The sequence below is a fragment of the Leifsonia sp. NPDC056824 genome, from assembly GCF_042789575.1.
GTDB lineage: Bacteria > Actinomycetota > Actinomycetes > Actinomycetales > Microbacteriaceae > Leifsonia.
The window spans coordinates 747,100-768,765 of sequence record NZ_JBHUAV010000001.1; the positions used below are offsets into that span (position 1 = coordinate 747,100).

17 protein-coding genes are annotated in these 21,666 nt (G+C 70.7%); 8 read left to right on the forward strand and 9 right to left on the reverse strand.

From position 1 onward, the window contains the following. Positions 1-27: 27 nt before the first annotated feature. Together ACFRFH_RS03695 and ACFRFH_RS03700 are read right to left on the reverse strand one after the other, a co-directional pair. The gene (locus ACFRFH_RS03695) at positions 28-3,402 is read right to left on the reverse strand and encodes an efflux RND transporter permease subunit (protein ID WP_382461660.1); all 3,375 of its coding nucleotides are present in this window, start codon (positions 3,400-3,402) and stop codon (positions 28-30) included. Between the two features lie 144 nt (positions 3,403-3,546). Then, positions 3,547-4,194 carry a TetR family transcriptional regulator gene (locus tag ACFRFH_RS03700; RefSeq protein ID WP_382461661.1) on the reverse strand — a complete coding sequence of 216 codons (648 nt, stop codon included), beginning with the start codon at positions 4,192-4,194 and terminating at the stop codon, positions 3,547-3,549. A gap of 90 nt (positions 4,195-4,284) precedes the next feature. Here ACFRFH_RS03700 and ACFRFH_RS03705 point away from each other — a divergent pair, with 90 nt between their 5' ends. After that, complete coding sequence (locus ACFRFH_RS03705; RefSeq protein WP_382461662.1) at positions 4,285-5,223, forward strand: SDR family oxidoreductase; 939 nt, start codon at positions 4,285-4,287, stop codon at positions 5,221-5,223. Here the strand turns inward: ACFRFH_RS03705 and ACFRFH_RS03710 are convergent. Continuing rightward, complete coding sequence (locus ACFRFH_RS03710) at positions 5,187-6,683, reverse strand: PLP-dependent aminotransferase family protein (RefSeq protein WP_382461663.1); 1,497 nt, start codon at positions 6,681-6,683, stop codon at positions 5,187-5,189. The genes ACFRFH_RS03705 and ACFRFH_RS03710 overlap by 37 nt on opposite strands. Positions 6,684-6,746: 63 nt before the next feature. On the opposite strand from ACFRFH_RS03710, the gene ACFRFH_RS03715 reads away from it, so the two are divergent. Then, positions 6,747-7,658, forward strand: coding sequence for a YitT family protein (locus tag ACFRFH_RS03715; RefSeq protein ID WP_382461664.1), 912 nt, complete (start codon positions 6,747-6,749; stop codon positions 7,656-7,658). Between the two features lie 75 nt (positions 7,659-7,733). On the opposite strand, the gene ACFRFH_RS03720 is transcribed toward ACFRFH_RS03715, so the two are convergent. Then, the gene (locus tag ACFRFH_RS03720; protein ID WP_382462723.1) at positions 7,734-8,495 is read right to left on the reverse strand and encodes a MerR family transcriptional regulator; all 762 of its coding nucleotides are present in this window, start codon (positions 8,493-8,495) and stop codon (positions 7,734-7,736) included. 100 nt (positions 8,496-8,595) lie between these two features. Between ACFRFH_RS03720 and ACFRFH_RS03725 the strand changes: the two genes are divergently transcribed. Further along, positions 8,596-9,312 (forward strand): MBL fold metallo-hydrolase, encoded by a 717-nt coding sequence (locus ACFRFH_RS03725; protein ID WP_382461665.1) that lies wholly within the window; start codon positions 8,596-8,598, stop codon positions 9,310-9,312. A 6-nt stretch (positions 9,313-9,318) separates the two neighbouring features. On the opposite strand, the gene ACFRFH_RS03730 is transcribed toward ACFRFH_RS03725, so the two are convergent. From ACFRFH_RS03730 to ACFRFH_RS03750, 5 genes are all read right to left on the reverse strand, one after another. Then, positions 9,319-11,478 carry an APC family permease gene (locus tag ACFRFH_RS03730; protein WP_382462724.1) on the reverse strand — a complete coding sequence of 720 codons (2,160 nt, stop codon included), beginning with the start codon at positions 11,476-11,478 and terminating at the stop codon, positions 9,319-9,321. A gap of 250 nt (positions 11,479-11,728) precedes the next feature. Next, positions 11,729-12,358, reverse strand: a complete 630-nt coding sequence (locus ACFRFH_RS03735) for a PadR family transcriptional regulator (protein WP_382461666.1) — start codon at positions 12,356-12,358, stop codon at positions 11,729-11,731. Continuing rightward, a complete protein-coding gene (locus ACFRFH_RS03740) occupies positions 12,355-13,182 on the reverse strand; it encodes a DUF4097 domain-containing protein (RefSeq protein WP_382461667.1) in 828 nt (275 codons plus the stop codon). Before ACFRFH_RS03740 ends, ACFRFH_RS03735 begins: the two co-directional genes overlap by 4 nt. A gap of 210 nt (positions 13,183-13,392) precedes the next feature. Continuing rightward, on the reverse strand, positions 13,393-14,001 hold the full coding sequence (locus ACFRFH_RS03745; protein ID WP_382461668.1) for an antibiotic biosynthesis monooxygenase: 609 nt from the start codon (positions 13,999-14,001) through the stop codon (positions 13,393-13,395). Positions 14,002-14,139: 138 nt separating this feature from the next. Beyond that, positions 14,140-15,177: a LacI family DNA-binding transcriptional regulator gene (locus ACFRFH_RS03750; RefSeq protein WP_382461669.1), complete on the reverse strand. Its 1,038-nt coding sequence runs from the start codon at positions 15,175-15,177 to the stop codon at positions 14,140-14,142. A gap of 363 nt (positions 15,178-15,540) precedes the next feature. Here ACFRFH_RS03750 and ACFRFH_RS03755 point away from each other — a divergent pair, with 363 nt between their 5' ends. From ACFRFH_RS03755 to ACFRFH_RS03775, 5 genes are read left to right on the forward strand one after another with little or no spacing between them, the layout of a single operon-like run. Further along, the gene (locus ACFRFH_RS03755) at positions 15,541-16,794 is read left to right on the forward strand and encodes an extracellular solute-binding protein (RefSeq protein ID WP_382461670.1); all 1,254 of its coding nucleotides are present in this window, start codon (positions 15,541-15,543) and stop codon (positions 16,792-16,794) included. A 14-nt stretch (positions 16,795-16,808) separates the two neighbouring features. Then, positions 16,809-17,942, forward strand: a complete 1,134-nt coding sequence (locus ACFRFH_RS03760; protein WP_382461671.1) for a carbohydrate ABC transporter permease — start codon at positions 16,809-16,811, stop codon at positions 17,940-17,942. Continuing rightward, the gene (locus ACFRFH_RS03765; RefSeq protein ID WP_382461672.1) at positions 17,939-18,853 is read left to right on the forward strand and encodes a carbohydrate ABC transporter permease; all 915 of its coding nucleotides are present in this window, start codon (positions 17,939-17,941) and stop codon (positions 18,851-18,853) included. Before ACFRFH_RS03760 ends, ACFRFH_RS03765 begins: the two co-directional genes overlap by 4 nt. Continuing rightward, positions 18,850-19,671, forward strand: a complete 822-nt coding sequence (locus ACFRFH_RS03770; protein ID WP_382461673.1) for a Type 1 glutamine amidotransferase-like domain-containing protein — start codon at positions 18,850-18,852, stop codon at positions 19,669-19,671. The genes ACFRFH_RS03765 and ACFRFH_RS03770 overlap by 4 nt, the downstream gene beginning before the upstream one ends. Next, the gene (locus ACFRFH_RS03775; RefSeq protein ID WP_382461674.1) at positions 19,668-21,662 is read left to right on the forward strand and encodes a glycogen debranching N-terminal domain-containing protein; all 1,995 of its coding nucleotides are present in this window, start codon (positions 19,668-19,670) and stop codon (positions 21,660-21,662) included. Before ACFRFH_RS03770 ends, ACFRFH_RS03775 begins: the two co-directional genes overlap by 4 nt. The last annotated feature ends 4 nt before the right edge of the window (positions 21,663-21,666 follow it).

The following is a 21,666-nucleotide window of genomic DNA, read 5'->3' on the forward strand; positions in this document are numbered from 1 at the left end:
CTGGGTGCGAAGCGACGGGGCCAGCGGTCAGAGCTGGCGGCCGCCCGCGGGGGTCGTGAACACCGGAGGCTCCGGCGTCTCGCCGTCCGGCGCGGCTCCGCCCGGGCCGCCCGGAACGCCCGGGGCGCCCGCCGCGGCCGCGCCGCCGCCCTTCGCCGCCCGGCGGGCGATGCGCCGCTCGCGCGCCCCCTCCACCAGGTTGTAGAGGGTCGGCAGCACCACGAGCGTCAGCACGGTGGACGAGATCAGGCCGCCGATCACCACGATGGCGAGCGGCTGCGAGATGAAACCGCCATGCCCGGTCACACCGATGGCCATCGGCGTCAGGGCGGCGATGGTCGCGAGCGCCGTCATCAGGATGGGGCGCAGACGACGGGATGCACCGTGCACGACGGCGTCGCTCACCGTCAGTCCGCGGGCGCGGTACTGGTTGACGAGGTCGATGAGCACGATCGCGTTGGTCACCACGATGCCGATCAGCATCAGCACACCGATGAGCGACGCGACGCCGAGCGGGATGCCCGAGGCCAGCTGCAGCAGGATGGCGCCGGTCGCCGCGAACGGCACCGAGATCAGGAGCAGCAGCGGCTGACGAAGCGACCGGAACGTCGCCACCATCACGATGTAGACGATCAGGATCGCCGCCAGCAGTGCGAGCCCGAGCTGACCGAACGCGCTCGACTGGCTGGACGAGACGCCGCCGATCTTCGCCGTGGCGCCGGCCGGGAGGTCGGCGGCCTTGAGGGCCGTGTTGACATCCGCGTTGGCGGTCGTCAGGTTGTCGGTGGCCGGCGTGGCCGTGACCGTGGACGTCCGCAGCCCGCGCTCGGTCGTCACGGTCGACGGTCCCTTGGCCTCGGTGACGGCCGCCACGGAGCTCAGCGGCACGACGCCCTTGGCGGTCGGGATCGGCAGGTCGGACAGCCCGGCGACCGTGGTCGGCGGGTTGTCGCTCTGCAAGTAGATGTTGAGCGTCGAGTTCTCGATCGCGACGGAGCCGATCTGGGTCGGCTGCATCGCCTGGGAGACGAGCGTGCCGACCGCCACCTCACTGAGGCCGGCCTCCGCCGCCTTCGTCCGGTCGACGGCAACCGAGACATAGGGCAGCGACGCGCTCAGGTTGTCGGTGACCTGCTTCAGCGACTGCTTCTTCTTCAGTTCGGCGACGACGGAGTCCGTGGCCTTCTGGAGGTCGGCGTTCGAGCTGGCGCTGATGTCCACCTGGATGTCGGTCGACCCGCCGAACCCGCTCGACGCGGACACGGTGATGTCGCCGGCGCCGGAGATCGACGCCATCTCGTTCTGGATGGTCGTCTGGAGCTTGTCCTGGTCGGCGTTCGGGTCGGTCGTGACCGAGAACGTCGTCGCGCCGCCTCCGCCGGTGAACGCATCGCGCAGCGAGGAGCCGCTGGAGCCGATCGACACCTGCACGGTCTTCACGCCGCTGGTGTGCAGGAGCTTGTCCTCCACCGTCCGCGCGGCGTCGTCCTTCGCCTGGAGGCTGGTGCCCGGCTCGAGCGTCTGCGAGACGGTGAGCGAGTTCTGGCCGCTGGAACCGAGGAAGTTGGTCTTGAGCAGCGGGACAGAGAAGAAGGTCAGGATCAGCACGATCACCGCGGCGACGACGGTCAGCACGGAGTGCTTGAGCGTCCAGCGGATGATCGGGAGGTAGCCCTTCTGCAGGCGCGACGGGTGCTCGAGCTCGTCGTGGCCGGAGGCAGTGGCCTCCGCGACCGACAGGTGGGCGGCCTCGTCGTCGAACTGCTCCCCGCCCTCGTGCTTGCGGGCCTTCGGCGCGCGCAGGAACCAGTACGCGAGCACCGGGACGATCGTGAGCGCGACCAGGAGCGACGACAGCAGCGCGATGGTCACTGTGAGGGCGAACGGCCGGAACAGCTCGCCCGTGACGTCGCCGACGAACGCGAGCGGCAGGAACACCGCGACGGTCGTGATCGTGGACGCCGTGATCGCCCCGCCGACCTCCCGCACGGCGCGGATGATCGTGACCGCCCGGTCCACGCCGGGCACGAGTTGCCGTTTGATGTTCTCGATGACGACGATCGAGTCGTCCACGACACGGCCGATCGCGATGGTGAGCGCGCCGAGCGTGATGATGTTGAGCGTGTAGCCGCTCGCCCACATCACGATGAAGGTGATGAGCACGCTGGTCGGGATGCTGACCACGGTGACGAGTGTGGAGCGCACCGAGAGCAGGAACACCAGGATGACGATGACCGCCATCGCGAGGCCGAGCAGGCCCTCCTCGGCGAGCGAGTTGATCGACTGCGTGATGAAGGGCGCCTGGTCGAAGACGACGGTGATCGTGGCGTGGTTCCCGAGCTTGGTCTCCAGGCTGGGGATGAGCGCGGCCACCGCGTGCGACACCGCGACGGTGTTGGCGGACGGCAGCTTGGTGACCGCGATGGTGAGCGCGGGCTTGCCGTTCACGCGCGAGAGCGAGGTGATCGGGTCGTCGTTCTGCACGACGGTCGCGACGTCGCCGATCGTGTGCGGCGTGGAGTTCGCGGCGGCTGCGGCTGCCGCAGCGGCGGCGGCCTGACTGGAGGCCGCACCTGCCGTGGTCGCCCCTCCCGCGGTTGCCCCGCCCGAAGTAGCACCGGTCGCCCCAGGCGCACCGGACGACGCCGTCGCACCCGTGGACGACTTGATGAGCGGCAGCGCCTGGATGTCCGCCACCGACGTCAGCTGCGCCCCGGACTGGATCGTGAGCGTCTTGCCGTTCTCGGTGATCGATCCGCCGGGCAGCAGGACGCCGTTCTGCTGCAGCGCGTCCTTGATCGCCGAGGCGCTGAGTCCCGCGGCGGCGAGCTTGGCGGTGTCCGGCGTGATGGTGATCCGCTGGCCGACCTCGCCGACGAGCTGGGCGTCGTTGACCCCGGTGACGGCCTTGATGTCGGGGAGCGCCAGCTTGGTGATGTCGTCGCCGAGGGTGCGCTGGTCGGTGTCGCTGCTGACCGCGAGCTGGATGACCGGGAGGTCGTCGATGGAGCCGGAAAGCACCTGCGGGTTCACCCCGGACGGCAGCGTCGACTTGATCCGGTTGATGGCCTGGTCGATCTTCTGCTCGGCCGTCGCGAGGTCGGTGCCGTAGGTGAACTTCGCTGTGATGATCGACTGGTTGGTGCTGCTGACCGCCGAGGTGGAATCGAGGTCGGGCACGCCCTGGATCGCGGCCTCCACCGGCGTGCTCACGTCATGGTTGACGACTTCGGGCGACGCGCCGGGGTAGGTCGACAGCACGACGAGCTGCGGGAACGAGATCGACGGCGCGAGCTCCTGCTTGAGGTTGCCGAGCGCGACCCCGCCGAAGATGGCGGCCACGATGGTGACGAGCGCGATGAGGGCGCGGTTCTTCATGCTGAGAACGGCGAGAAAATGCACGGAGGGTCCCCTCGGCGGAAATGATTGAACTGGTGGCGACGACGGAGGCGCTGCAGAATTCTCTCATTGCAGGCTGTGCAATTTCCTCATGCCGTAGTACGACGTGGCCCCGGCACCGGGGTTCGACGGCCCAGCGCCCGAGCCTCAGCGCAGCCCGCGGATCACCGTCACCAGCAGGGTCTCCAGGCTCTCGCGGAAGTCGATGCGGAAACGCGCGAGCTCGGGGTCGAGCTCGTACGCCTCGGCCATCCCCGGCGAGAGCCGGCAGGTCGACCAGATGCCGCCGATCCCGAGGGTGGCGGCGCCGACGAAGACCAGCGTGCCGCGAGGGTCGTCGCCGATCCACGGCGCCGCCAGCGCGCCGAGCCGGGCTGCGTCCGCGAGCAGTGCGCGCTTGTAGGCGAGCGCGACGGGACCGGAGATGTTGTGCTCGAGGATCCCGGGCGCCGCCGCGCAGAGTTCGGCGAAGACGGGGCGCTCGGCGGCAGTGTCCGCCACGGCCTCGGCGAGGGACTCGGGCGTGCGGTCGGCGATGGAGGCCAGTCGCTCCTCCAGCGCGTCGAGCCAGGCCGCGAACTCGCGCCCGTAGAGCTCCAGCAGGACGGCCTCCCGCGACTCGAAGTAGCGGAGTACGTTCGACTTCGCCAGGCCGACGCGGCGGGCGAGCTCGTTGAGGCTGAGGTCGGCGACGCGGGTGTCGTCCAGCATGGCCGCGGCCGCCGTGAGGATGTCCTCCCTGCGCCGCGCGCGCTGCTCCTCGCTGCGCGCCCGGCTGAACGTCGCCTGGGACATCACCCTCCCTCTTGCTAACAGACCATCGGTCTATTAGCGTATCCCGTAACAGACCAGCGGTTCATTATTTCACGACCAGCGGAGGAAACCGTGTACAACGTCCCCGACCAGACCGGACGGCACATCGTCGTCACCGGCGCCAACAGCGGCACCGGTAAGGAGGCCACTGCTCGCCTCGCCGCTGCGGGCGCCCGCGTGACGATGGCCGTGCGCAACTTCGACAAGGGCGAGGCCGCGCGCTCGGAGTTGCTCGAGCGCGTCCCGGGGGCCGACCTCCGACTGCGGCGGATCGACCTCGCCGACCTCGCCAGCGTGCGCGCCTTTGCCGAGGGGATGCTGGCCGACGGCGAGCAGCTCGACACCCTCGTCAACAACGCCGGCGTGATGATCCCGCCGAAGCGGATCGAGACGGTCGACGGGTTCGAGCTGCAGTTCCAGAGCAACTTCCTCGGGCCGTTCCTACTGACGAACCTGCTGCTGCCGCGCCTCCTGGAGTCGCCGAATCCGCGGGTGGCCACGATGTCGAGCGGCACGGCGGACTTCGGGTCGATCCACTTCCGCGACCTGCAGTTCGAGCGGCGCTACAGCGCTCCGCGCGCCTACGCGCAGTCCAAGCTGGCGGACCTTCTGATGACCCTGCGCCTCGCCGAGCTCTCCGACGCGCAGGGCTGGGGACTGATCAGCACGGCGGCGCACCCCGGCTACACGCGCACCAACCTGCAGACCGCCGGCCGCAACCTCGCTCGCGGGGACGAGAAGCAGCTCGAGCCGTCCAGCCGTACTCTCCTGCCCTCGCAGGGCGTGGAGCAGGGGGCCGAGCCGCTGCTGTTCGCCGCCGCCGACCCCGCCGCGGTGCAGGGCGCGTACTACGGACCGTCGCGGATGGCGCTGGTGGGGCCGACCCACCGGGCGCAGATCCCGCGAAGCGCCCGGGGTCGCGACCTCCCCGCCTCGCTGTGGGCGGTGGCCGCGGAGCTGACCGCTGTGGACGCTCAGACCACGTTGGGCAGCGCGCCGGCGTCGAAGTAGGGCGCGGGCTCGGTCGAGGCGACCGCCCAGGCGCGTTCGAGGGCGGCGAAGGCCCGCCGCGTCTCGTCCTCGCTGTACGTGATCGGGATGCGCAGGAACCGCTCGAACGCCCCGTCCAGCCCGAACCGCGGACCGGCGGCGATGAGGAGGCCGTGGTTGCGCGCGGCGAGCGCGAGCGACGAGCTCACCGGCGCGCCGATCCCGATCCAGGCCGCGAGGCCGCCGTGCAGGCGGGGGATGCGCCACTCGGGGAAGACCTCCCCGGCCAGCCGCCGCACGGTCTCCCGGCCCGCGGCGAGCTGCACGCGGCGCTCTTCGAGGATCTCGCGCGTCTGCGGCAGCATCCGCGCGACGACGAGCTGCTCGATCATCGGCGTGCCGAGGTCGGTGGACGGCTTGGCCGCGATCAGCCGCTGGATCAGCGGGCGCTCGGCGCGGATCCAGCCGATCCGGAGACCGCCCCAGAGACTCTTGGAGGCCGAGCCGATGAGCAGCACGGGCGGGTCCCCCGCGTTGCGGTGGGCGTAGGTCGGCAGCGGCAGGTACTCGCCCGGCCGGTCGATGTCGAGGTCGGCCGTCGTCTCGTCGCCGACCACGATCGTCCCGTGCGCGGCCGCGGCGGCGAGGATGCGCTCGCGCGTCGCCGGCGACATGGACGCGCCGGTCGGGTTGTGGAAGTCCGGGATCAGGTACGCCAGCGCCGGGCTCGCGCGCCGGATCGCCTGCTCGGCGGCGTCGGCGTCCCAGCCGTCGTCCCCGGCGGGCTCACGGCCGTCCGGGTCGAGGGCGTGCGGGGCGTCGTCCGGCGGCGTGACCGTGATCGGGAGGAGCCGGGCGCCGGCCAGTCGCAGGGCCTCCGTCGCGTGCGGGTAGGTGGGCATCTCGACCAGCGCGCGGTCGCCGCGCGATAGGAAGGTGCGCGCGATGAGCGCGATGGCCTGCTGCGCGCCGACCGTGACCAGGATCTGGTCGGCCGTGGTCGGGAGGCCGCGCTCGACATAGCGGTCGGCGATGGCCTGGCGGAGGTGCGGGAGGCCGACCGGGTCGTAGCCGGAGTCCGGCAGGAAGTGCGGCAGCTCCTCCGCGGCGGCGCGCGCGGCGGCGGGGAGGGAGGCCGCGGCGGGCAGTGCGGCCTTCGTGAAGTCGAGCATCCCCTCGCCGCCGATCATCGGCAGGGCCAGCGCCGGGCCGGGGAGGCGCGCGACGCTGCCGGAGCCGCGCACGCTGTCGAGGAAGCCGCCGTCGCGCAGCTGCCGGTAGGCCGAGCTGACCGTGGTGCGGCTCAGGTCGAGCCGGCCGGCGAGGTCGCGCTCGGCCGGGAGTCGCGTGCCGATCGGGATCCGGCCGTCCAGCACGAGCAGGCGGACACGATCGGCCAGCGACTGGTAGCCGGGGGCCGCGCCGCGCCAGTCGCCGAGCAGCGACTCGAGCGAGCGGGCGGTGAGTTGAGCGTCGGGCATGCGGGCCACTTTATCCGGATTGGCATCTTGATGTAAGGCCAATCGAGCGATTGGATTGTCATCATGTCCCGGTTCTTCCTCACCCGCCGCCTCGGCCAGCTGCTGGTCGGGCTGTTCCTGTACGGCATCGCCATCGCGCTGATGGTGCGGGCGGGGATCGGCGTCTCGCCGTGGGACGTGCTGGCCCAGGGCGTCTCGTACAAGACCGGCATCCCGTTCGGGCTGGTGACCAACCTGGTCAGCCTGGTCGTGCTGGCCTTCTGGATCCCGCTGCGGCAGCGGCCGGGCCTCGGGACCGTGCTCAACGTCCTCCTGGTCGGGCCGAGTGCACAGCTCGGACTCTGGATCATCCCGCAGCAGACCGTGCTGTGGGCGCAGGTGCTGGTGTTCGTCGCCGGGCTGCTGCTGCTCGCCGTCGCCACCGGCCTCTACATCGGGCCGAAGCTGGGGCCGGGCCCGCGCGACGGGCTGATGACCGGCCTCCACGCCCGCACCGGCCGGCCGATCTGGGCCGTCCGGACGGCGATCGAGGTCACGGTGCTGATCATCGGCTGGTTCCTCGGCGGCAACGTCGGCGTCGGGACGCTCGCGTTCGCGCTGCTCGTCGGGCCGCTGTGCAGCCTCACCCTCCCGTTCTTCGCCATCCGGATGCCGGAACCCGCGCCCGCGGACGCCGAGCTGGAGGGCGAACTCGAAGGCACGGCGGAGCAGGGCCCCGGCCTCCGCGCGGAGGGTGCGGACGAGCGGGATGCCGTCCGTTTCGACGTGCGAGACGGCATCCTGCTCGAATCCGATGCGGCGACGCGGACGCGCTCGGTCGACCGCGCGGACTCCCCGCTGGTGCGCGGCCCGCAGCCCGACCGCGCCCCCGCCGAGCCGCCCGCCGCGCGCCGCGGCGCCCGCCTCATCGAGGCGCACTGGCTCGACGACCGCCTCACCGGCCGCACCCGCACCCGCCACCCTCGCCGCGCCTAGCCAGCAATCTCTCCCGGAGTTATGTACGCGACACGCCGGGTGCGAACGTACACAACTCCGGAATTGATGGCTGGGTTAGGCGAGGTGGGCGGCGGCGTAGATGCGGAGGGCGTCGCGCACGAAGGTGGCGCCCTCCTCGCCGCCGTAGTTGGCGGCGAAGCGGGGGTCGGCGACGTACATGTCGCCGAGGCCCGTCAGGTACGCCGCGGGTGGCGCGCCCGTGCCGTAGCCGGGCGTGCCCGGGATGTCGGCCAGCCAGTCCGCGTGCCGGCGGGCGAGCGACTGCGCCTCCTCCGACGCGGGGTCGACCCCGCGCGCCGCGGCGGCCGTCCAGTCGGCGGCGAGCGCCTTCTGCCGCTGCTGCCAGCCCGCACGCTCCTCGGCGGTCATCCCGCGCCACCAGCGGTCGGACGACGCGTACGCGTCCTTCCCCCAGCGCTCCTCGACCTCCTCCTTGTACTGGGTGTGGTCGAAGCCGTCGAACATCTCCTCAGCCACGATCTCCCCTCCTTCCTCCACAGCGTGGATCGTCGACTCGACCGACGCGATCTGCCGCGCCAGCCGTTCCCGCTCGCTGCGCAGCCACGTCAGGTGGTCGCGCAGGGCGGGCACCGCATCCCGTCTGTCGTCGAGCACGCGGGCGATGGCCGGGAGGCCGAGCCCGAGGTCCCGCAGCAGCAGGATGCGCTGCAGCCGCACGAGGGAGTCGCGGTCGTAATGTCGGTAACCGTTCGCGGCGACCCGGCTCGGCCGGAGCAGGCCCAGCTCGTCGTAGTGACGCAGCGTCCTGCTCGTCGTGCCGGCGATGCGCGCGATGTCCTGGATGCTCCAGTCCACGGTCGCCTCCACCATGTCTGTCTCCTCTCGTGGGGTGCAGAAACAACGGTAGAGGTTGACGTTACGTCAAGGTCAAGCGCTGCGCGATACTGTCGTGGATGTGCGTGAGCTCCGTTCCCTGACCGCTGTCGCCCCCGGCATCCTCTTCGTCGAGGGCCCCGCCTCCAACTGGACCGTCTTCCACGGGCGCAGCCACGTCGAGCTGGTGGACTGCGGCTACCCGGCCGACCGTCCGCTGGTCGAGGAGTCGATCCGCTCGACCGGGCTGGACGCGTCGGCGCTCAGGCGCATCATCGTCACGCACGGGCACTCCGACCACCTGGGCGCGGCGCGCGACTTCAGCGAGGGCTCCGGGGTGGAGGTGCTGGCCGCCGAGAGCGAGCTGCCGAACGTCCGCCGCGAGATCACAGAGCAGGTCACCGTCGCCGACCTGCTGCCTGTCGCTCTCCGCCGCGGCACCATCCCCTGGGCCGTCGCGGCCATCCGCGCGGGCGGCCTCGGCGACGTCGGCGTCCCGTCCGCGCAGGCCATCGTAGGCGAGGCGATCGAGCTGTCGACCGGCCACCGCCTGGAGGTCGTGCCCACGCCCGGCCACACCACCGGGCACGCGTGCTTCTTCGAGCCGGACGCCGAGGTGCTGATCACGGGCGACGCGCTCGTGACCGGGCACGCCCTGCTCGCCGACGCGGGGGAGCTCCAACGGCTTCCGACGTTCTTCCACCACGACGCCGCCGGGGCGGAGGCGAGCGCGCGACGGCTCAGCCTGTGCGACGCGCGCTGGGTGCTGCCGGGCCACGGGCCCGCGCTGCGGTTGTAGGGCGCGCTACCGCTTCGTCCTGGCCGGCACCGCTGGCTGCTCGTCCTGCGCCGTCCGCTCCTCGGCCGCCACCGGCGGCACCGCAAGCTCTCCCGGCGCCGCGAACTCGCTCTGCTCCCCGAGCGTGATCGGCGTGTTGTGGATGTGGATGCGCGCACGCGCCGCCGACGCCGGCGCCAGCGGACGCCGCGCGACCGGGCGCACCGGCTCGCCGCGACGGTCCTGACCGGGCAGCGGGCGCGACCGGCGGCCGTAGATCAGCGAGGACGAGTCGAGCAGCCATGGCACGAGCGCCACGGTGACGCCGTGGCAGAGCATGAGCTGCTTGCTCAGCCGGCGGGCACGGTGGTTGTGCAGCAGCGACTCCCACCAGTGGCCGACGATGTACTGCGGCAGGTAGACCGTCACGACCTCGGAGCCGTGCTCCTCGCGGCGGTGCTTCAGGTACTTCATCACCGGGACGCCGAAATCGCGGTACGGCGACTCGATGACGGTGAGCGGGACATGGATGTTCTGCTCGATCCACTGCCGCTGCAGCTTCTGCGTCGCCTCCTCCTCGATGGAGACGTGCACGGCCTCGATCGAGTCGTGCCGCGCGGCGATCGCGTAGTCCAGCGCCTTCAGGGCCGGCTTCTGCATCTTGCCGATCAGCACCACGGCGTGGTCGCCGACGCTGCCGAAGGTCGTGACCGGGTCGACCTCGATCTCCTTCTCGACGTCCCGGTAGTACCGGTTCACGCCGAGCATCAGGAACCAGAGGATCGGCATGAAGATGAACACGAGGTACGCGCCGTGCGTGAACTTCGTGATGGTGACCACGATGAGCACGACGAAGGTCAGCGTCGCGCCGAACGCGTTGATGCAGAGCGAGCGGACGATGCTGCTGCGCTCGCGCTGGCTCAGCACCGCCGCGCCGTCCTTGCCGCTGCCGCGCAGCATCGTGACCCAGTGCTTCACCATCCCGGACTGACCGAGCGTGAACGACACGAACACACCGATGATGTAGAGCTGGATGAGCTGGGTCAGGTTCGCCTGGTACACGAGCAGCAGGACCGTCGCGGCGAGCGCCAGCAGGATCATGCCGTTCGAGTAGACCAGGCGGTCGCCGCGGGTGTTGAGCGCCTTCGGGGCGTACGAGTCGCGGGCGAGCACCGAGCCGAGCAGCGGGAAGCCGTTGAACGCCGTGTTCGCGGCGAGCAGCAGCACGACCGCCGTGGCGGCCTGCACGATGAAGAAGAAGAAGGTGTTGTTGCCGAACGTCGCCGCGGCGATCTGCGCGATGAGCGAGCGCTGCGGGGAGGTCGCGCACTGCGCCCAGCCCTGGAGGTCGCACGGGTTCTCCGCATAGTGCACGCCGCTGATCAGCGCCGTGACCGTGAGGCCCGCGAACAGGACGATCGCGATGCCGCCCATCAGCGCGAGCGTGGTGCGGGCGTTGCGGATCTTGGGCGTGCGGAAGGCGGGCACGCCGTTGGCGACGGCCTCCACGCCGGTCAGCGCGGAACAGCCGCTGGAGAACGCGCGCAACAGCAGAAGGACCACAGCGGCCTGCGTGATGCTGCTGGTGTGCACGGAGTAGCCGGCCGACTCGGCGACCGGCGCGTGGCCGAACGCGGTGCGGACCAGCGCCGTGACGACCATCACGAAGATGCTGCCGATGAAGATGTAGGTGGGGAGCGCGAACGCCTTGCTCGACTCCCGCACGCCGCGGAGGTTGACCGCGACGAGGATGATCACGCAGACCACGGCGAGCTCCACCCGCCACGATGCGAGGAACGGCAGCGCCGAGATCACGTTGTCGACGCCGGAGGCGACCGACACGGCGACGGTCAGCACGTAGTCGACCAGGAGGGCGGAGGCCACCACCAGGCCGGCCTTCTCACCGAGGTTCTTGTGCGCGACCTCGTAGTCGCCGCCTCCCGAGGGGTAGGCCTTGACGAGCTGGCGGTAGCTGAGCACCACCGTGATCATCAGGACGACGACGGCCGCGGCGACCCAGGGGGCGAAGGTCAGGAACGACAGGCCGCCGAGCAGCAGGATCATCAGGAGTTCCTGCGGAGCGTAGGCGACGCTGGAGAGTGCGTCTGACGCGAAGATCGGGAGCGCGAGGTGCTTCGGGAGTAGCTGTCCTTCGAGTTTTTCGCTCGGAAGCGGGTCGCCGATCAGCCACCGCTTCGGGGATCTCCCCTCATTTGTCACGAGGGACGAGAATACTCGCTGCCAAAACGCTGTCAAATCGGCGCGTCGCGTCAGCGCCGGAAGGCGATTCCGCAAACACTGGGTCGGCACCCCGCGGAGCATCCGTTGCCGCGGATTCTCGCGGGAGTCGGCTCGTCATCGGCCTCACTGGGAGCGAGATGAGCATGAGCTGGGACTTTCTGGAGTTCTTTCCGAAATACCGCTCTCACCGGGCGGTTCAGCCGCGGCCGATCGCCTCGACGATCGCGCGCCGCACGCGGGTCAGCTCCTCCTTGAGGAGGGGCACGACGTTCTCCGGGAGTGCGCCGCGGGCGGCCTGCGAGCGCAAGTCCGTGCGGAGCTGCTGGCGGAACTCGTTGATCGCGACCTCCGCCTCCCGCGCCGCGGCATTGGCGGCCGAGCGGGCGTCGCGGCCCGCCTCGCGCGCCTCCTGCCGCGGGTCGACCCGCGTCGCGTCGCGCTTGGCCTCCCGCGCCGCCGAGGCCAGCTCCGCGCGCAGGGTGCGCATGGCGTCGTTCACGCCGGCGCGGACCTCGTCGGCGAGCCGGCGGACGGAGTCGGTGACCTCGTCCTCGATGGCGTCCAGCTCGTGCTCGCGGGCGGCGAGCTCTGCGCGGCCGGCGTCGGTGATCGCGTAGACGGTCTTGCGGCCGTCGGTCGTCTTGGTGACCAGCCCCTCCTCCTCCAGCTTCGCCAGCCGGGGGTAGATGGTGCCGGCGCTCGGCACGTAGGTGCCGCCGAAGCGGTCGCTCAGCGCCTGGATGAGCTCGTAGCCGTGGCGGGGCGACTCCGCCAGGAGGCTCAGCAGGTAGAGGCGGAGGTTGCCGTGGGCGAAGACGGGGGTCACGCCGACGCCTCCTCCTGAGCTGCGGAGCTGCGGAGCACCGAGACGGCGCCGGACACCGAGTTGACCGTGATGTCGACCCAGTAGCCGTCGAGGCTTCCGGTGGTCGCGGTGTACCCCTTTCCCGCCGAGCCGACGACCATCACGTTGTCGAGCTGGACCCGGCCGGAGACGGTGTTGGCGCGGTAACGGGCGCCGAGGGCCTCCGGGATGCGGATGGTCGTGTCGCCGGAGACGGTGTTGATCTGGACCTCGTCCGGGGTGCCGGAGAGGTCCACCATGATGTCGGCCGAGACGCCGTCGGCGCTGAAGCGCGGGATCGTCCCGGTGGCGGTGATGTCCCCCGACACCGTGTGAGCGCTGATGCGCCCGGTGTGGCCGCGGGCCGAGAGCTCGCCGCTGACGGAGTTGAGCTCGAGGGCGCCTTCGAGGCCGTCGATGACGACATCCCCGGAGACGGTGCTCAGCCGGGCGTCGGTCTTCAGGCCCGAGATGAGGGCTCCGGCGGAGACCACGCCGAACTTGAGCGCGACATCCCTGGGCACCAGCACGCTGACGTCGGCGCGGGCGCTGGACCGCATCGACTTGAAGACGTCGATGAAGTTGTCCCACCGCAGCTGCGGGTGGTCGATCTCCAGGCGGTCCTCGTCGATGCTGACCTTGAGGTCGCGGCCGGACACCGAGTGGACCTCCACGCGGGCTCCCGGCTCGTCGTGGCCGATGATGTCGATCTGGCCGCCCAGCATCCCGACCTTGAGGGAGCGGACCAGCTCCACGTCGATCGTGCGGCTCTCGCCGGGCTGGATGAGCCACTTCTCCTGCGCCATGCTCTTGTACTCCTTGCTTCGGTGACTCGCGATATATCGCGATGTTGACGTATTCACGATATATCGCGAGTTGACCGAGCGCAAGCGCCCGCCACGAATCTCAGGGTCACCTCAGGGACATCCCCCACCCCCGCGCCATCCGTTCCGGAGTTGTGTACGCGACACGCCGGGGTGCGGCGTACACAACTCCGGAACGGATGGCGAGGGGGGTCAGCGGCGCGGGCGGGCGAGCCAGGGGTGCAGGAGGCGGGTGACGAAGGGGAGCAGGAAGTACGTCATGGTCGGCGTCAGCAGAAGGGTCGTGATGAGGACCGTGGCCAGCGGCCAGAGCTGGTGCCAGCCGGGCACCAGATAGAACGTGACGTAGGTGAAGACCAGCGAGAGCGGGAAGAACCCGAGCCAGATCGTGACGGCCTGCTTCCAGCGCGGCGGGGCGGCGGGCGCTCCGGGCTCCGGCTCGTCGAACCAGCCCTCGATGCCGGTGCGGCGTTCCACACGGGACACCTCGACCAGCTCGCGGCCCGCATACAGCCACTCGGCGCGCTCGTCGGAGGCCTCCCAGACCTCCAGAGATGCGGCGTCGGCGAAGCGGTACAGCATGTGCCACTCGTGCGAGTGGGCGTTGGCGCGCACCCAGCCGGAGCCGAGGAAGCCCTCGTAGCCGTTGGCGAGGTTGACGCCCGCCTGGACCCAGTGGGTCACCTCGGGGAGGCGGTCGGGGTCGACGCGGCGGGTGATGGAGACGGTGACGGGGATGCGCGGGGGGAAGTCCGGGTTCTGCGCTTGTGGCGCGGAGACGTTCGGCTCTTGTGGAGTCATGCGTCCATTGTCGCCGCCGCGGGTTACGCCCACGTTTCGGCGGCGAGGTTCCGTCGAAGGGCACGTAAACGCCCCTAAAAAACGGTTTTAGGGGCGTTTACGTGCCCCTCGGCGGATGTGGGCGGGGTTTGGGCGCGGTCAGCGGGGGGCGAGGAGGGTGCCGCCGTCGCGCACGACGAGCTCGGGGGTCACCAGGCGGTGCCGCGGGTCGTCGACGCTGGAGCGCACGCGGCCGCCGTGGGCGCCGGTCAGCAGTTCGAGCACGCCGGCGGCCACCTCCTCCAGCGGCTGGCGCACGCTGGAGAAGCCGAGCGACGCGGCGACGGGGGTGTCGTCGTAGCCGATCACGGGGATGCGACCCCGGGTCGCGGTCAGGGCGCCGAGGGCAAGCGAGTCGGAGGCGCAGACGACGGCCTCCACGTCGGCGCGGGCGGCGAGTGTCCGCATGGCCTCCGCGCCGAAGGTCACGCCGTCCTCCGAGGCCTCCTCCAGCGTCGCGAGGGTCGCGTCGTCGACGACCTGCGCGTCCCGCATCGCCTCGAGCCAGCCCGCGCGGCGGTCGTCGCCGGTGCCGGAGCCCGCCGGCCAGCCCAGGTAGCCGATCCGGCGGAGGCCACGCGCGAGGAAGTGGTCGGTCGCTTCCCGCAGCCCCGCGCGGCCGTCCACGTCCACCCACAGGTGCAGCGGGTCGGTCATGTCGTCGATGCCCCAGGGGCGGCCGAACGTGACGAAGGACTGGCCGTGCTCGATCAGCCACTCCGTGCGCGGGTCGCCGTGGAAAGTGGAGGTCAGCACGAACGCGTCCACGTCCGCGCCGTCGGAGAGCCGTCGGAATTGCTCGATCTCGTCCTCCGGGCCGTCCGCGGTGAACAGCAGGACGCGCAGGCCCTTGCGGTCGGCCTGCTCGGTGAGGGCGTGCAGGAAGCGGTCGAGCACGCTGCCCGAGATGCCGTCCCTGGTCATCGGGTCGAGCCGGATGCCGATGGTGGAACTCTTCTGCGTGCGGAGCCGGCGCGCGGAGGCGTGCGGCCGGTAGCCGAGCGCGCGGATGGCCTCCTCGACGCGCTCGCGGGTCTCCGGGCGCACGATCGCGGGGGTGTTCAGCACGTTCGAGACGGTCTGCCGCGAGACGCCCGCGGCGTCGGCGACATCGCTGACCGTCGGCTGTGCGCCCATGCTGTTCCTTCCCGACGCGTTCCCGGGACGGCCCGGGACGCTGTCACAGACCTTACCGGTGCGCGTTCGCGCTGGCCCGCTGCCCCCGCTTGACACGTCCCGAAGGCCGTGACTATGGTGACAGCGTCCCCGTTTGATCGTTCAAAATGCACTGTAGCATCATCGAATTTGATCGATCAAAGAGGAGTCCCCCGGAACAAAGACCACAGGAGGTCGGATGCGCGCAGAGCAGCGGGCGATCCCAGCGCTCCCTCCGCGATGTCCTCCACAGGTCCGCGTCCGACGCGAACCATCCACCACTTCGGCGACCCACACCGCGTGAGCCCGACCGTTCGGGCACACTCACACCAAGGAGAGAAACACATGCGAAGAATCACATCCCGCTGGCTCGCGGGCGGCGCCGTCGCCGCCGCGGCCGCACTCGCCCTCACGGCCTGCGGCTCCGGCTTCGGCGGCAGCGGCAGCGGCAGCAGCGACACCGGCAAGCTGACCTCGTCGAGCAAGGCGCTGACGGTCATGATCGGCTCGTCCGGCGACGCCGAGACGGCCGCGGTCAAGTCCGCCGTCGGCGACTGGTCGAAGAGCTCCGGCACCAAGGCCAGCGTCGTGGCCGCGGCCGACCTCAACCAGCAGCTCTCGCAGGGCTTCGCGGCGAAGAAGCCGGCGGATGTGTTCTACCTCTCGACCGACGCGCTCGCCGGCTACGCCTCCAACGGCTCGCTGCTCGCGTACGGCGACCAGCTCGGCAACAAGGGCGACTTCTACCCGAGCCTGGTCAAGTCCTTCACCTACAACGGCAAGTTCTACTGCGCGCCGAAGGACTTCTCCACGCTCCAGCTCATCATCAACAAGGACATGTGGAGCGCCGCCGGCCTCACGGACAGCGACATCCCCAAGACCTGGGACCAGCTCCAGGCGGTCGCCAAGAAGCTCACCGGCAACGGCCACGTCGGCCTCGGCATCTCGGGTGAGTACGCTCGCATCGGCTCCTTCATGGTGCAGGCAGGCGGCAACCTGATGAACGACGACAGCACGAAGGCGACCGCGAACAGCGACGCCAACGTCAAGGCGCTCGACTTCGTCAAGACGATGCTCAACGCGGGCGACCTCAAGTACGCCAAGAACCTCGGCGCGGGCTGGGGCGGCGAGGCGTTCGGCAAGGGAATGGCCGCGATGACCATCGAGGGCAACTGGATCACCGGCGCCATGAAGTCGGACTACCCGAACATCAAGTACAAGGTCGCCGAGCTCCCGGCCGGCCCTGCCGGTCAGGGCACCCTCCAGTTCACCAACTGCTGGGGCATCGCCGCCGACAGCCCCAACCAGGCCGCCGCGCTCAAGCTCGTCGAGAAGCTGACCAGCAAGAGCGACCAGCTCGCCTTCTCTCAGGCGTTCGGCCCGATGCCGTCGATCAAGTCCGCCGCGAGCGAGTGGAAGTCGGCCAACCCCGACCTGGTGCCGTTCCTCAACGCCGCCGACTACGCCAAGGGCGTGCCGACCGCGAAGGGCGCGGCCGACGTCGTGACCGACCTCAACAGCAAGCTGGAGACGCTGGCCACGAGCGACCCGAAGACGATCCTCGACGCCACGCAGAAGAACCTCGAAGCGCTGAAGTAAGGATCGCAGACACCATGTCGCAAGCCACGAGTCGGTCTCGCCGTTCCGGAATCCGGCGCGGCGAGGCCGCCTCGGGGTGGTTGTTCACCGCCCCGGTCATCCTGCTGCTCGGCGTGTTCCTCGTCATCCCGGTGCTCATGGCGCTGTGGGTCAGCTTCTCCGACTGGGGAGGGCGCGGCAGCCCCTTCGCGTCCGACGTGAACTTCGTCGGGCTCAAGAACTACTCGACGCTGCTGGCCGGCGGCGGCCTCGCCGAGTCGGACTTCGGCACGGCGCTGAAGAACAACGCCTGGTACGTCGTCCTCGTCGTCCCGATCCAGACGGCCGTCGCGCTCTTCCTCGCGGTGCTCGTCAACCGGGCCATCCTCCGCGGGCGCGGCTTCTTCCGCACCGCCTTCTACTTCCCGTCGGTGACCAGCTCCGTCGCCATCACCGTGCTGTGGCTGTTCCTGTTCAGCACGACGGGCGCGGTGAACAAGGTGCTCTCCTGGTTCGGCGTCAACGGACCGAACTGGTTCAACGACCCGAGCGGCATCATCCACAACTTCCTCGGGCTGTTCGGCGTCACCACCGGCCCCGCCGCCCTCACCCAGAACACGCTGCTCGGCGTCTCCTGGTGGGACTGGCTGGGCGGGCCGTCCGTTGCGATGACGGCCTACATGATCATGGCCGTGTTCACCACGAGCGGCACCTTCATGCTGCTCTTCATCGCGGCCCTGCAGAACCTCGGCGGCGACATCACCGAGGCCGCCATGATGGACGGCGCCAACGGCTGGCAGCGGTTCTGGCGGATCACGCTCCCGCAGCTCCGCCCCACGCTCTTCACCGTCCTCACCCTCGGCCTGATCGGCTGCTGGCAGGTCTTCGACCAGATCTACACCGGCAGCAAGGGCGCGCCGAGCAAGACCACGCTCACCCCGGCCTACCTGTCGTACCAGACCTCGTTCACCAACCAGGAGTGGGGCCAGGGCGCCGCGATCGCGTTCATCCTGTTCATCATCATCGTGCTGTTCACGATCTTCCAGCGCTGGGTGCTGCGTGAGCGGAAGGTGTCCAAGCGGCGCATGCGGCCGTACGACGCGATGGTCATCGCGGCGACCGCGCCGAACAACTCGCCCGGCTCCGGCCTGAAGGGAGGCCAGGCATGACCGCCACCACGTCCACCGTCTCGCCGGTCACCGCGACGTCGCCTGGCGCCTCCGCTCCGCGGCCGGTGCGCCGGCGCCGCACGACCGGCACCATCGCCGCCACGTCCGTCAGCTACGCGATCCTCGTCGTCCTCGCGGTCGTGTACATCATGCCGTTCCTCATCCAGATCGCGACCTCGTTCAAGACCGACGCGGACGCGTCGGCCAACCCGGTCTCGCTGATCCCCCAGGTGTGGACCACGGCGGCGTACACCAAGCTGTTCCTCAATTCGGACTTCCCGCTCTGGTTCATGAACTCGGCGATCGTCACCGTCGTCGTGACCCTCGGCCGGGTGTTCTTCAACTCGCTCGCCGGGTACGCCCTCGCACGGCTGCACTTCCGCGGCCGCGGGTTCGTGTTCGCCGGGCTGGTCGCGGTCATGTCGGTGCCGATGGTCGTGCTGCTCATCCCGAAGTTCCTCGTGATCAACCAGCTCGGCATGTACGACTCGTACACCGGCATGATCCTGCCGCTGCTCACCGACGCGGCCGGCGTCTTCATCATGAAGGGCTTCTTCGAGTCGATCCCGGCGAGCGTCGAGGAGCAGGCGCGCATCGACGGCGCCGGCACCTTCCGGGTGTTCTGGTCGATCGTTCTGCCGATGGCGCGTCCCGCGCTCATCACGATCATCATCCTGTCCTTCCAGGGGTCGTGGAACGAGCTCGCGCACTTCATCGTGTCGACCCAGGACCCGGCCCTCACCACGCTGACCAAGGGCGTTGCGGGTCTGGCGAGCGGACAGCTCAGCCAGGGCAGCCAGTACCCGATCAAGCTCGCCGCCGCGGCGATCATGACCATCCCGGTCGCCGTGCTGTTCTTCATCTTCCAGCGCCGCATCATGAACTCCAGCGACGGAGCGGTGAAGGAGTGACAGCCAGCGCACCGACCATCCTGGCCACCTGCGGAGGCCTCGTCGCCGGAGACTGGACGGACTCCCACTACGGCCCCCTCCTCCAGTACGCGATCGAGCTGGCGCAGGTCGTCGGACGGCGGCCCAAAGTGGCCCACATCAACACCGCAGGCGGCGACCAGCGGCACGTCGAGGGCGGCGAGCTGGAGGCCGCGCGCGCTGCGGGCGTCGAAGCGAGTCACGTCCGGTTCTTCCCGCACCCCAACATCCCGGACCTGCGCGAGCACATCCTCGCCCAGGACGTGGTGTGGGTCAGCGGCGGGAGCCTGCTCAACCTGCTGGCCGTCTGGCGCGCGCACGGGCTCGACGCGGTCCTGACCGAGGCCTGGCAGCGCGGCGTCGTGCTGGCGGGCGGCTCGGCCGGTGCGCTGTGCTGGCACGAGGGCGGGACGACGGCCTCCCGCGGCCCGGACATCTGCGCGCTGCCCGACGGGCTCGGCCTGGTGCCGGGGTCGCTCGCGGTGCACTATGACTCCGACCCGCGCCGCCGGCCGGCCCATCACGCGGCGGTCGCCTCCGGCGAGCTTTCCGGCGGGTACGCGCTCGAGGAGGGCACCGGCCTCGTCTACCAAGGCTGGACCCTGGTCGACGTCGTCTCCGAACGGGAGGGCGCGGCCGTCTGGCGCGTGCAGGGCACGGACGCCGATGGGCGGCGCGGCGTGACCGAGACGCGCATCGAGCCCAGGGTGCTCCCGGCATCCACACCCTTCGCCGCATCCCCCACCACGTCTACATCCCCATCCCCATCCCCGATCGAGGAGGCGCGAACGCCCCGATGACCCAGCCGCTCCAACCCCTGCTGCACGACAGTGTCGTGGTGCTGACCGCGCCCAGCCAAGCCTGGTCCGCCGCGGACGGCACCGTCGACGGCGGCGGGATCCACGGGTTCTACCACTCGGACCTCCGGGTGCTCGACCGCATCCTCCTGACCGTCGGCGGCGACCTGCCCGAGCACATCGCCACAGCCGGCCCCGACGCCGCGAGCGCCGTCTTCACCGCGCTCGCCCGCCGGATCGACGATGCCACGGCCGACCCGCGCGTCCGCCTGGAGCGCACGCGCACGGTCGTGGCGGGGAGCCTGCGGGAGCGGATCGTGCTGCGTAACGCCCTCCGCACCCCGATCGCGACGACCGTCGAGGTCTCGGTCCGTGGCGACTTCACCCCCATGCAGATCGTCAAGGCCGGGCTGACGGGTGCGGAGCACGCCGTTTCGGCCGATTCCGTCGCGGAGGGCGTCGTCTTCCGCTCGGGACCCGTGACCGCACGGCTGATCGCGCCCGGCGCGCGCGTCGTGGTCGACGGCCAGGACGCGGCGCTCGCCTGGGACGTCGAGGTGCCGGCCCACGGGTCCGTGACGCTCGACTGGACCATCGACGTGGACGACCCGACCGCCGTCGTCGCCGGCGCCGCCCCTTCGGCCGAGTGGGCCGCCTTCCGCGCCAGCACCGGCGACTCCCGCCTCGCGTCCTGGCTCGACCGGGCGCTCGCCGACCTCCAGTCGCTGCGGATGTCCACCACAGCGCGGCCGGACGACACCTTCCTCGCCGCCGGCGCCCCGTGGTTCTTCACGCTGTTCGGCCGCGACTCCATCTGGGCCGCGCGCCTGCTGCTGCCGCTCGGCACCGACATCGCCGCCTCCACGCTCCGCGTGCTGGCGCACTTCCAGGGCACGGAGACCGTCGGCGAGACCGCCGAGCAGCCCGGCAAGATCATGCACGAGCTGCGGCCGGCCGCGCTCACCATCCCGGGTGAGGGCGTCGTGCTGCCACCGCTCTACTACGGCACCGTCGACGCGACCGCGCTCTGGATCGGCCTGCTCCACGACGCGTGGAAGTGGGGCCTGCCCGACGACGAGGTGCGCGAGCTGCTCCCCGCGACGCAGGCGGCGCTCGCCTGGATGCGCGACCACGGCGACAGCGATGGCGACGGCTTCCTGGAGTACGTCGACACCACCGGTCACGGCCTGGCCAACCAGGGCTGGAAGGACTCCGGCGATTCCATCCAGTGGAAGGACGGCACTCTCGCGGACGGCCCGATCGCGCTGTGCGAGGTCCAGGGCTACGCCTACGAAGCCGCGGTCGGCGGGGCCGAACTGCTCGAGGCGTTCGGCCTGGAGGGCGCGGACGAGTGGCGAGACTGGGCCGCGCAGCTCAAGACCCGCTTCGCCGAGGCGTTCTGGATCGACGACCCGGCCGGCGCCTACCCCGCCGTCGCGCTCGACGCCGCCAAGCGCAAGGTCGACACCGTCACGAGCAACATCGGCCACCTGCTCGGCACCGGCATCCTCACCCCGGAGCAGTCGACCGTGATCGCGCGCCGGCTGGCGTCGCCCGAGCTGTGCTCCGGCTACGGCCTCCGCACCATGTCGACCGACGCGGACGGCTACTGGCCGCTCAGCTACCACGGCGGCTCCGTGTGGGCGCACGACACCGCGATCGCGATCGTGGGGCTGTCGCGCGACGGCCACGCGGCCGAGGCCGACCTCCTCGCCGACGGCCTGCTGGCCGCGGCGGACGGCTTCGGCTACCGGATGCCCGAACTGCACTCGGGCGACTCCGCCGAGCAGACCAGCGCACCGATCCCCTACCCCGCCGCCTGCCGCCCGCAGGCCTGGTCCGCGGCCGCGGCGGTCGCGGTCCTCTCGGCCCGCCTCGGCCTCCGTGCCGACGCGCAGACGGGATCGCTCGACGTGCGCCCCACCCCCGGCGCAGGCAGCATCCGCGTCAGCGGCCTCCGTTTCGCGGGCACGCCCCGCGACCTCGAGGTCTGACACC